At 66.8% G+C, this 10,198-nt stretch carries 14 protein-coding genes; all 14 read right to left on the bottom strand.

The window, feature by feature from the left end; genetic code table 11:
• The coding region (locus tag ASC75_RS20375; protein WP_082496681.1) for a flagellin at positions 1-907 on the bottom strand (907 nt) is incomplete at its 3' end.
• A 272-nt stretch (positions 908-1,179) separates the two neighbouring features.
• A complete protein-coding gene (gene fliP, locus ASC75_RS20370) occupies positions 1,180-1,911 on the bottom strand; it encodes a flagellar type III secretion system pore protein FliP (RefSeq protein WP_055979484.1) in 732 nt (243 codons plus the stop codon).
• Positions 1,908-2,408: a flagellar basal body-associated FliL family protein gene (locus ASC75_RS20365; protein WP_055979481.1), complete on the bottom strand. Its 501-nt coding sequence runs from the start codon at positions 2,406-2,408 to the stop codon at positions 1,908-1,910. The genes fliP and ASC75_RS20365 overlap by 4 nt, the downstream gene beginning before the upstream one ends.
• A gap of 8 nt (positions 2,409-2,416) precedes the next feature.
• Positions 2,417-3,121 (bottom strand): flagellar basal body L-ring protein FlgH, encoded by a 705-nt coding sequence (gene flgH, locus ASC75_RS20360; RefSeq protein ID WP_055979478.1) that lies wholly within the window; start codon positions 3,119-3,121, stop codon positions 2,417-2,419.
• Complete coding sequence (locus ASC75_RS20355) at positions 3,118-3,723, bottom strand: MotE family protein (RefSeq protein ID WP_055979476.1); 606 nt, start codon at positions 3,721-3,723, stop codon at positions 3,118-3,120. The genes flgH and ASC75_RS20355 overlap by 4 nt, the downstream gene beginning before the upstream one ends.
• Positions 3,724-3,726: 3 nt before the next feature.
• Positions 3,727-4,983, bottom strand: coding sequence for a flagellar basal body P-ring protein FlgI (locus ASC75_RS20350; RefSeq protein WP_055979473.1), 1,257 nt, complete (start codon positions 4,981-4,983; stop codon positions 3,727-3,729).
• A complete protein-coding gene (gene flgA, locus ASC75_RS20345) occupies positions 4,980-5,399 on the bottom strand; it encodes a flagellar basal body P-ring formation chaperone FlgA (protein WP_244487903.1) in 420 nt (139 codons plus the stop codon). Before flgA ends, ASC75_RS20350 begins: the two co-directional genes overlap by 4 nt.
• A gap of 59 nt (positions 5,400-5,458) precedes the next feature.
• Positions 5,459-6,247 carry a flagellar basal-body rod protein FlgG gene (flgG, locus tag ASC75_RS20340; protein WP_055979460.1) on the bottom strand — a complete coding sequence of 263 codons (789 nt, stop codon included), beginning with the start codon at positions 6,245-6,247 and terminating at the stop codon, positions 5,459-5,461.
• 11 nt (positions 6,248-6,258) lie between these two features.
• Positions 6,259-6,570, bottom strand: coding sequence for a flagellar hook-basal body complex protein FliE (locus ASC75_RS20335; RefSeq protein ID WP_055979457.1), 312 nt, complete (start codon positions 6,568-6,570; stop codon positions 6,259-6,261).
• Complete coding sequence (gene flgC, locus ASC75_RS20330) at positions 6,567-6,986, bottom strand: flagellar basal body rod protein FlgC (RefSeq protein WP_055980239.1); 420 nt, start codon at positions 6,984-6,986, stop codon at positions 6,567-6,569. The genes ASC75_RS20335 and flgC overlap by 4 nt, the downstream gene beginning before the upstream one ends.
• A gap of 5 nt (positions 6,987-6,991) precedes the next feature.
• Positions 6,992-7,372 (bottom strand): flagellar basal body rod protein FlgB, encoded by a 381-nt coding sequence (gene flgB, locus ASC75_RS20325; protein WP_055979454.1) that lies wholly within the window; start codon positions 7,370-7,372, stop codon positions 6,992-6,994.
• Between the two features lie 79 nt (positions 7,373-7,451).
• Positions 7,452-8,084, bottom strand: coding sequence for a hypothetical protein (locus ASC75_RS20320; RefSeq protein ID WP_055979451.1), 633 nt, complete (start codon positions 8,082-8,084; stop codon positions 7,452-7,454).
• Positions 8,068-9,468 carry a flagellar protein export ATPase FliI gene (gene fliI / locus ASC75_RS20315; RefSeq protein WP_055979447.1) on the bottom strand — a complete coding sequence of 467 codons (1,401 nt, stop codon included), beginning with the start codon at positions 9,466-9,468 and terminating at the stop codon, positions 8,068-8,070. The genes ASC75_RS20320 and fliI overlap by 17 nt, the downstream gene beginning before the upstream one ends.
• Positions 9,469-10,191: a flagellar basal-body rod protein FlgF gene (gene flgF, locus ASC75_RS20310; RefSeq protein ID WP_055979444.1), complete on the bottom strand. Its 723-nt coding sequence runs from the start codon at positions 10,189-10,191 to the stop codon at positions 9,469-9,471. It lies immediately after the preceding gene.
• Positions 10,192-10,198 lie beyond the last annotated feature (7 nt).

Genomic DNA, 10,198 nt, shown 5'->3' with positions numbered 1-10,198 from the left:
CCTGGATGGCCTGCAGACGGGTCGACTCCTTGTTCATGTCGGCGTCGACGAGCTGGCCGACACCGCGATCGATGGAGTCCATCAGGCTCGAGGTGAAGGCCTTCTGCAGCTCGATGCGGTTCTTGGCGGCGCCGAGATTGGTGGCAGCCGTGTTCATGTCCTTGAGCGCGCTTTCGACGACGCCGAGCATGGCACCGATCTGCGTGTCGCTGGCAAACAGCGTGCCGTTGGTCAGCTGCATGGTGGCGACCGTGTAGGTGTCGGCGGCAACGGCAGCGGCACCGAGCGTCGGAGCGGCTGCAGCACCTTCAACGCCAGCGGCGGTGCGGTTGGAGTCGAGGATGCCCTTGCCGGTGGTGGCGACGCCAGCGCCGGCTTCGTAGAGCTTGATGCCTTCGACGTTGATGTCGATGGTCGAGATCGAGGCGGTGCCGGCGGCATCGCGGTTGAAGGCGGAGACGACCTTGACGTCGGCAGCCACGGCAGCGCCGCTGTTGACCGAAAGCATGTTGGCGCCGGAGAAGGTCGCACCGTCGGCATAGGCCTTCAGCTGCTTCTGCAGTGCCTTGATCTCGGTGTCGATCTTGGCCTTGTCGGCGTCCGAAGCGCCGCTGGCGGCAACGATCTTGACCTTGATCTCGTTGAGGGTGTCGATGGCCTTGTTCATGCCGGTGTAGGCGGTGTCGACCTTCGACGCGCCGAGACCGAGCGAATCCTGAACCGTCGAGAGTGCCTTGTTGTCCGAACGCATGGTGGTGGCGATCGACCAGTAGGCGGCATTGTCGGAAGCTTCGGCGACACGGAGACCCGTGGCGATGCGGCCCTGGGTGGTGTTGAGGGCCTTGTTGGTGGCGGCGAGGGTCTGCAGCGCCGTCATTGCCGATGCATTGGTGTTGATGCTGGACATGGGAAATACGCCCCTAAATATGCGCAAGGTACAGGGACATACCGGATCGGCCGGTATGGCGGAGAGGCATCATGCCAATGACCGCTTCAGAGAGCGTCACCCACCATGCCGGGCAATCTCGCCGATACTTCCTACCAAACGTCTAAATGTTATGGTTAATGCGCGTTAACCCGCTAAAATTGTTGATATTTGACCGCAAAAGCAAAACGCCCGCCGAGAAGGCGGGCGTTGTCCGTAGGCGGGCCGTGCGCGCCTTTTCGGCGCGCGGTAAGCTAGGTGAACGAGCGCACCAGGGACCCAACAAGCAGGTTCCAGCCGTCGATCAGGACGAAGAACAATATCTTGAATGGCAGCGAAACCACCGTCGGCGGCAGCATCATCATGCCCATGGCCATGGTGATGGTGGCGACGATCAGGTCGATGACGAGGAAGGGCAGCACGATCAGGAAGCCGATCTCGAAGCCGCGGCGGATCTCGGAGATCATGAAGGCCGGGACCAGGATGCGCAGGTCGACCTTGTCTTCCGAGACGGTCTGGCCGCGCTCGCGGGCAAGGTCGGCGAAGAGGTTGAAGTCCTTTTCGCGGACGTTGTGCATCATGAAGGTGCGGAACGGATCGGAGATGCGGTCGACGGCCTCGGTCTGGCTGATCTGGTTGTCCATCAGCGGCTTGACGCCGTTGTTCCAGGCCTGATCGAAGGTCGGCGCCATGACATAGAAGGTCATGAACAGCGACAGTGAGATCAGGATCAGGTTGGCCGGCGTCGACTGCAGGCCGATGCCGGTGCGCAGGATCGAAAAGGCGATGACGAAGCGGGTGAAGCTCGTCACCATGATCAGCAGGCCCGGCGCCACCGACAGAACGGTGAGCAGGCCGAACATCTGGATGATGTAGCCGATGGTGGCGCCGTCGGCATTGCCGATGGCGCTCAGGTCGAGCTGCTGCGCGCTCGCGGGCAGGGCGGTGCCGGCAAGGATGGCTGCGGTGGCCAGGAGTTTTTTCATTCGAACAGCAACGTTCTGATCAGCACTTCCTTGACGTGGCCGTCGCTGCGGATGGCGGCGCGCTCGTCGAGGTCGGTCTTGAGGTGGCGCAAGGCGCTGGCGCCCTGGACCTGATGGATCCTAAGCGTGCGCACGAAGGCGAGCAGGTCCTGGTGGACGCGCTCGGCGAGGTCCGGCGGCTGCGGTGCGTCGAGCACCAGGGACAGTTCGAGGCGAACCCACATGCTGTCGGGCGCGGCGAGGTTGGAGGTGATGGCCGGCAGCTGCACCAGGGTGCTGGCGCCTTCGGCGGCGGCAGGATCGGTGCCCTCTTTCGCCGCGTGGGGCTTGGCTTGTTCGGCTGCAATCTGCTCGACGGGCTTGGCCTCGCCATGGAGATAGCCGCCGGAAACCCAGCCCATGCCGATGGCCGCCCCGGTCATCAGGAACAGGATGCCGACCTGGACGACGAAGGAGGGGCCGGATTTCGGGGCAGGGGTCTGTTCGATCGCTGACATGGCCTGACCTAGAACGGGAGGACCTGGTCGAGGAACTGCTGGCCATAGGGCGGCTGCTGGACCTCGGTGATGCGGCCGCGGCCGCCATAGGAGATGCGTGCCTCGGCGATGCGCTCGTATGGAATGGTGTTTTCCGGGCCGATGTCGGACGGACGCACGATGCCGGCAATGGTCAGCACGCGCAGCTCGGCGTTGACGCGGACCTCCTGCGAGCCGCGGATCATCATGTTGCCGTTGGGCAGGACCTCGGTGACCACGGCGGCGACGAGCAGGTTGAGCTTTTCCGAGCGCGTGGTGGCGCCGTCGCCTGAATAGATCGACTTGGAGCCGGCGTTGCCGTCGGCCGAGCCGCCGGTGCCGACGCCGTCCCACTCCATGTCGAGGCCGGCGCCGATGGTACGGCTGGTGGTGCGGTTGCGCTCGGACTCGTTCTGGAAACGGGCGCGGTCGTCGATCTCGATCTTGACGGTCAGGATGTCGCCCGGCTGAAGCGCGCGCGGATCGGTGAACATGCGGCTCTGCTTGTCCTGCCACAGCGAGAAACGCTTGGGCGCAGCCGTAGGCGCTTCGGGATAGCGGTACATGGTCGAGCTGCCGTCCTCGATGCCGGAGCCGACGGCCGACATCTTCGGCTCCTTGCCGATTTCCTTGAGGTCGGTGGCGCAGCCGGCGAGGCTGGCGAGCATGGCCGCGAGGAGGGCTTTTCTGATCATGAAGGGTCTTCCCGGCGGGCGGCGCTCGCCATGATGCGGGTCAGCTCGGCGGCCGACTTGCTTTCCATTTCGTTGAGGATGACGCTCGACTTGCGGGCGTCGAGCTTCATCAGGATGGCGGCGGCGAGATCGACATGCATGACCGCCAGGCGCTCGGCCGCGGCATCGGGCTTCATGCGCGAATAGATCTGGACCACGCCTTCCTCGGCGCGGGCGAGGAAGACCTCGCGGCGCTTGAGCCAGGTCTCGTATTCGGTCTTGCGCTCCTCGAGCAGGGCGATGCGCTTGTCGACCTCGGCCTGGAGCTTCTTCAGCTCCTCGGCCTGGAGGGCATAGCGGCGGTCGCGGGCGGCGTCGGCGATGTTTGAGCAGAAACGCTCGACCTCGCTCGGCTCGAGCGCGGCAGTCATCTGGCCGGCGGGCTGCCCGGCGGGGATTTCGCGCTCGACGACGCGGGTGGGCACGCCCTGGACGGGAGGGGCCGCGGCTGCTTCCGGAGCTTCCTCGGCAAGCGCGGACGCGCTGCCGGACAAGGCCATGGCGAGCGCTGCCGCAGCAAGCGCGCTGCCGATGGATGTGCGGGAACGTCGGGTCACGGCCATGGCTTACTGCACCACCAGGTCGGCCTGGAGCGCGCCGGCCGACTTGATGCCCTGGAGGATTGCGATGATGCCGTCCGGCTTGACGCCGAGGCGGTTGAGCCCGGCGACCAGCGTCTGCAGGTCGGGGCCTTCGAGCATCGCCAGCTTGGAGCCGGGGCGCTCGGCGTCGATGACGGTGAAGTCCTCGACGGCTGTCTCGCCGCGCGAGAACGGCTCGGGCTGGACGACGCGGGGCTGCTCGGTGATGCGGACTGTCAGCGTGCCGTGGCTGATGGCGACGCGCGAGATCTTGACCTCGTTGCCGATGACGATGGTGCCGGTGCGCTCGTCGACGACGACGCGGGCAGGCGTGTCGGACATGACCAGCAGGTTCTCGAGCTCGGCGTAGAAGCGCGCCGTCGAGATGCCCTCCGGCTTGCGGATCGAGACGGTGCGCGAATCCTGCTCGCCGGCGACGCGCTTGCCGAAGCGGTGGCGGGCGTAGTCGTTGATGGCGTCGGCGATGCGGACGGAGGTCGAGAAATCGGGATTGAAGAGCTGCAAGGTCAGCATGTTCTCGTCGCCGAAGCGGGCCTTGACCTCGCGCTCGACGATGGCGCCGTTGGGCACCCGGCCGGAGGTGGGGATGCCTTGGGTCACCTGCTCGGCAGCACCCTGCGCGGTGAAGCCGCCCACGAGCATGGAGCCTTGCGCCACCGCGTAGATCTCGCCGTCGGCGGCCTTGAGCGGGGTCATGACCAGCGTGCCGCCGGCGAGCGAGGACGCATCGCCGAGGGACGAGACATTGACGTCGATGCGCGCGCCGGCCTGGACGAAAGCCGGCAGGTTGGCGGTGACGATGACGGCGGCGACGTTGCGAACGCGGGCGCGACCATCCTCGGAGGCGATGCCGAGATTTTCCAGCATGGCGCGGATCGACTGCTCGGTGAAGGGCGAATTGCGCAGGCTGTCGCCCGAGCTGTTCAAGCCGATGACGAGGCCGTAGCCGACGAGCTGGTTGTCGCGGGCTTCCTGAAGCGAGGCGACGTCCTTGATGCGGACATTGACGAGATTGGCGCCGGTGCCGCTGTTGAGCGTGGTCATCCGTCCGCCGTCGCCGGTCATGGCGAAGTTCTCGCCGAGCTCGACAACCGCGCCGCCGCCGGCGGCCGTGCCGCCACGCGCCTTGAGCTGGGATGCGGGGACACCGTCGGGGCCGTCGGCATGGGCCGTCTGCAGACCAAGAACGGCAATCGCCGCGAGCAGCAGTCTGCGGATCATGACGCACCCACGCGGATCGAGCCGTCGGCCAGGACGACACCAGTAAAGATCTTGCCGCTGTCGAGATTGCGGACCTTGACGACGTCGCCGGCGGCACCCGGTTCGAGGGTGACGGCGGCGGCGGAGATCGTCAGGCCGGCCGCGGCGAAGACGACCTGGACGGAGGCGCCGCGATCGACGAGCCAGGCCTCGCGCAGGGCCGTTACCGGCACGTAGCGCCCGGGCAGGAGCGTGCGCTTGGCAACCCTGCCGTCGAGCTCGTCGGGCAGGGTGGCGACCGAGTCGGGCCGGACCTTGCCCGGCCTGAGGGTGATTTCCTTGAGCGAGGACAGCACGATCGTCTCGCCGGGATAGATGACGCGGTTGGGAACGAGCACGACCTCCTGCTCGGCAGCCAGCGCCGTGCCGCCAAGCATGGCGAAGGCGAGCACTGCCGCGCGTAGCCGAGGGAGGACGTTCCGTCGCCGCATTGCAATCACCGGATGTTCTTGGAGACGACGGCGGCCATTTCGTCGGCTGCCTGGATGATCTTGGAGTTCATCTCGTAGGCGCGCTGCGCCGAGATCAGCTCGGTGATTTCCTTGACCGGGTCGACGTTGGAGTTTTCGAGGTAACCCTGCTTGATGGTGGCGAAGCCGGGGGTGCCGGGCTGGCCCGTGACGGCGGCGCCAGAGGCCTCGGTCTCGGCAAACAGGTTGTCGCCGAGCGGGGCAAGTCCGGCCTCGTTGGCGAAGTTGGCGAGTTCCAGCTGGCCCTCGAGCTGCAGCGCCGTCTGGTTGGCGAGGCGGGAGAAGACCTGGCCGGCGTCGTTGACGATGACTTCGAGGGCATCGGGTGGGATGGCGATGCCGCCGCTGACGACATAGCCGTCGACGGTGACGAGCTGGCCCGTGGCATTGGTGTTGAAGGAGCCGGCGCGGGTGTAGAGCGTCTGGCCGTCGGCACCCTCGATCTGGAACCAGCCGCGGCCGGTCAGCGCCAGGTCGAACTGGTTGCCGGTGTTGGTCAGGCCGCCCTGGATGTGGACGTTGCGGACGGCCGCCGTCTTGACGCCGAGGCCGATGCTGACCCCTTCGGGCACGACCGACGAGTTGGCGCGGCTGGGCACGCCCTGGGTGCGGTCAACCTGGTAGAGCAGGTCGGAAAACTCGGCGCGGGCGCGCTTGTAGCCGGTCGTGTTGATGTTCGCGATGTTGTTCGCAATCACCTCGAGATTGGTCTGCTGGGCATTCATGCCCGTTGCGGCGATGGCCAGTGCTTTCATCGGGATGTTCCTCAGATGCCCATGCGGCTGACTTCGAGATAGGCCGTGACGATCTTGTCGCGGATGGCGATGGCCGCCTGCAGCGACTGTTCGGCGCTCATCACCGCATCGACCACCTCACGCGTGTCGGCCTTGCCCTGGAGGCCGGCGATGGACAGCTGTTCGGCCTGGCGCAGGGTCGCCGCGGTCTGGGCGGCTGCATCCGAAAGCGCTGCGGCGAAAGACGAGGCGACGCCAGCGGTGGCCGCGGCGCCAGCTTCGGGAACGACGCTCGTCGGCTTGCTCAGGATCTGTTGGCCGAGCGGGCTGATGCTGCCGATCATGACTGGCTCCTCATAAGATCAATGGTCATGGAAATAAGGTCGCGAGCCTGCTTGATGACTTGCAGGTTGGCTTCATAAGAACGGTTGGCCTCGGTCATGTCGGCCATCTCGATGATGACGTTGACGTTGGGCATCTTGACGTAGCCATTGGCGTCGGCCGCCTCGTTGCCCGGCTGGAACTCCAGCGGGAAGGCGGATTGGTCGTGGCCGATCGCGGCGATCTCGACGGTCGAGGCGCCGGTCGCGCGGTCGAGCTCGGCGGCGAAGCTGACGGTCTTGCGGCGATAGGGCTCGGCACCGGGCGTGTTGCCGGTCGATTGCGCGTTGGCGAGGTTTTCCGAGACGATGCGGAGGCGTTCGGACTGGGCTCCGAGACCGGAGCCGGCGACCTTGAGGGCGGCGACGAGCGGATCCATCCCCATCAGCCCTTGCTGCTCAGCATGATCATGCGGTGGAACGCCTTGACGATGGCCGTGTTGAGCTCGAAGGAGCGGCGGACCTCGCCGGCCTTCATGAGTTCATCTTCCATTGCGACGGTGTTGTCGGAGGGCAGGACCGCGTGCCTGGGCTCTTCGGGCTTCACCGCAAAGCCGGCTTCGGTCGCGCCGCCGGTGAGGTGGCCCGCCTGGGTCGACGTCATGGCGACGCGGGAACGGTCGAGCACGCGCTCGAACGGCTCGATTTCGTTGGTCCGGTAGCCTGGCGTGTTGGCGTTGGCGACGTTGCCGGCGATGGCGTTCTGGCGCACCGAGAGCCAGCGTGCCTGCTGGGCGGCCAGATCGAACAGATTGACGGGGTCCATGGAAATCTCCGAGCAGATTTCCAGACACTATTGGGTCAGTCTTGCGCGGGCCTTGCGCGGTACGGCAAGCGTACCGGCGTCAGCGCGCGACCTGGAGAACCTCTTCGCGCGAGGTGACCAGGACCCACTTGCCGTTGCGCTGCTCGATCGAGGCGACCTTGCTCGAATCCGGCAGGACCGAGCCCTGCTGAACGACCCACAGGCCGGCATTGTCCTGGATCATGGCGCGGCCATTGGCGACGTGGACAAGGGTGAAGTCGATCTTGGGACCGGGGAACGGCTGTTCGACCGCACCGGGGACGCCGGCCTCGTCGTCCTTGCCGCGGCGCAGCGAACCGGTGGCGAAGAGGTCGAGCTTCATCGCCGGGATGTCCTCGACCGACATCGGCGCGCCGACGCGCTCGGGCTGCTGGCCCAAGGCGAGCGGGATCGGCTGCTCGTTCTGGCCGCCGCCCGAGAACTTCATGGCGCGGATGCCGAACTTCTCCTGGTTAAAGAAGATGTACCAGGGGAACAACGCGCAGGTGAGACCGAGCGTGATGCCGAGGCAGGCGACCACGAAGTCGCCGCTGTGGTCGCGCTTGTTGCGCCTGGCGGCCAGCGGCCTGCTCTTCGGGGCCGGCCGCAGGCGCTGGAACAGCGAGCGCGGCTTGTCATCCTTCGCCTCGATGATGTCCAGAAGCTCGCGCGCTGGGTCATTCCGCCTGAACATGGGGTCTTTCCTTGGCTCTCAGATAGCTGGCGAGGTCGGAGAACGGGTCAGGCGAAGGCCCGTCGGCAGGCGATTGCGCCAGCGCTTCGTAGATCACCGGAACCTGGCGCACGGCCAGGTCGAGTTCGGGGTCGGCACCGGCCTGATAGGCGCCGAGCAGGCGAATGTCGCGCGTGTCCTCGAAGCGCGAGATCATGGCCTTGAGCTTGCCGACGAGCTGGCGCTGCTCCGGCGTCCAGGCCTTGCCGGCGAGGCGCGAGATGGACGACAGCGGGTTGACCGGGGGATAGCGGCCCTGCTCGGCGATCGAGCGGTCGAGCACGATGTGGCCGTCGAGGATGCCGCGGACGGAATCGGCGACCGGATCGTTGTGGTCGTCGCCGTCGACGAGGACGGAGATGATCGCCGTGATCGAGCCCTTGCCTTCCATGCCGGGACCGGCGCGTTCGAGCAGCTTGGGCAGGTCGGTGAAGACGGAAGCCGGGTAGCCGCGCGCGACCGGCGGCTCGCCGGCGCCGATCGCCACCTCGCGCAGGGCATGGGCGAAACGGGTGATCGAATCGAGCACCAACAGCACGCGGTCGCCCTGGTCGCGGAAATGCTCGGCGACGCGCATGGCGGTGTCGGGGGCGCGGCGGCGCATCATCGCGCTCTCGTCGCTGGTGGCGACGACGGCGACGGTCTTGGCCATCGAGGCGACGCCGATGGTGTCTTCGAGGAATTCGCGCACCTCGCGGCCGCGCTCGCCGATCAGCGCGACGACGACGGTGTCGAAGGCGTCGGCACCGGCGAGCATGGCCAGCAGCGTCGACTTGCCGACGCCGGAGCCGGCGAAGATGCCCATGCGCTGGCCGAAGCAGAGCGGGGTGAAGATGTCGATGACGCGGACGCCGGTCATGAAGCCGGTGTCGACGCGCTGGCGGGCGAGGGCTGCCGGCGGCAGGGCTTCGACGGTGCCCTGCCTGGCGCTGCGGACCAGCGGCGCGCCGCTGTCGATGGAGCGGCCGAGCGCGTCGATGGCGCGGCCGCGCCAGCTGCCATGCGGGGTGATGGCGATCGGCCCGCGGGTGAAGACGGCGTCGCCGACGCCGACCTCGCCGCTGCTTTCATAGGGCGCGACCAGCACCTCGTCGCGGCCGATCTGGACGATCTCGCCGCGGCGGTTGCGGTCCTTGCCGCGATGCTCGACGATGTCGCCGAGGCGCGCGCTGGAGGACAGGCCGCCGACCTTGTAGTGGGTGGGCGCGATTTCCGTCACTTTGCCGCCGCGCCTGACCAGCAGGCGGTCGTCGGCGAAGCGGTGCTTGATGCGCTCCAGCGCTTCCAGACGGTTGTCGTGCACGAGCGCGGGCTCGGTGCGTATGGCGGTCAGGGACGTGCTCACTTACTTCGAACCGAGCGTCTTGATGGCGTCGGAGAACGAGGCGTCGGTCTGGCGGATCAGGGCGGCGGTGTTCTCGAAGGCGCGCTGCACCATGATGAGCTTGGTCATCTCCTTGATCGGATTGACGTTGGACTCCTCGACGAACCCCTGGACCATGCCGGCTTCCATGCGGTCGACCACCGGCTCGGGTGTCGATGGCGGCACGACGCCGGAATTGCCGTAGCGGACGAAATTGGCGCCGGGGTTGAATTCGAACAGCCCGATGGCGCCGATCAGGCGGCCGTCCTGGCGCAGCGAGCCGTCAGCGCCGGCCGTGGGCGGACCGGCACGCGGATCGAGCTGCATCGGCGCGCCGCCGGCATCGAGCACCGGGTAACCCTCGACGGTGACCAGCTGGCCGTCCTGGGTCATGGTGAAGCGGCCGTCGCGGGTCATGACGGTGCCCGCCGGCGTGTCGATGCCGAACCAGGCGTCGCCGCGAATGGCGAAATCGAACGGGTTGCCGGTCTCGCGCATGCCGCCATGCTGGGTCGAAAGGTAGGTGTCGCCCGCCGAGGCGAAGGACACCGATTTGGAGCCGAGTCCGGAGACGACGTCCTCGAACTTCACGCCGGTGGCGCGAAAGCCGACGGTCGAGGCATTGGCGACGTTGTCGGCGATGGTGTTGAGGCGCTTTTCCTGCGCGACCTGGGCGGAGAGGGCGACGTAGAGACTGTTCTGCATGGTGACC

The sequence above is a fragment of the Aminobacter sp. DSM 101952 genome (assembly GCF_001424795.1).
GTDB lineage: Bacteria > Pseudomonadota > Alphaproteobacteria > Rhizobiales > Rhizobiaceae > Aminobacter > Aminobacter aganoensis.
This window is presented reverse-complemented; position numbering and strand designations above follow the sequence as displayed.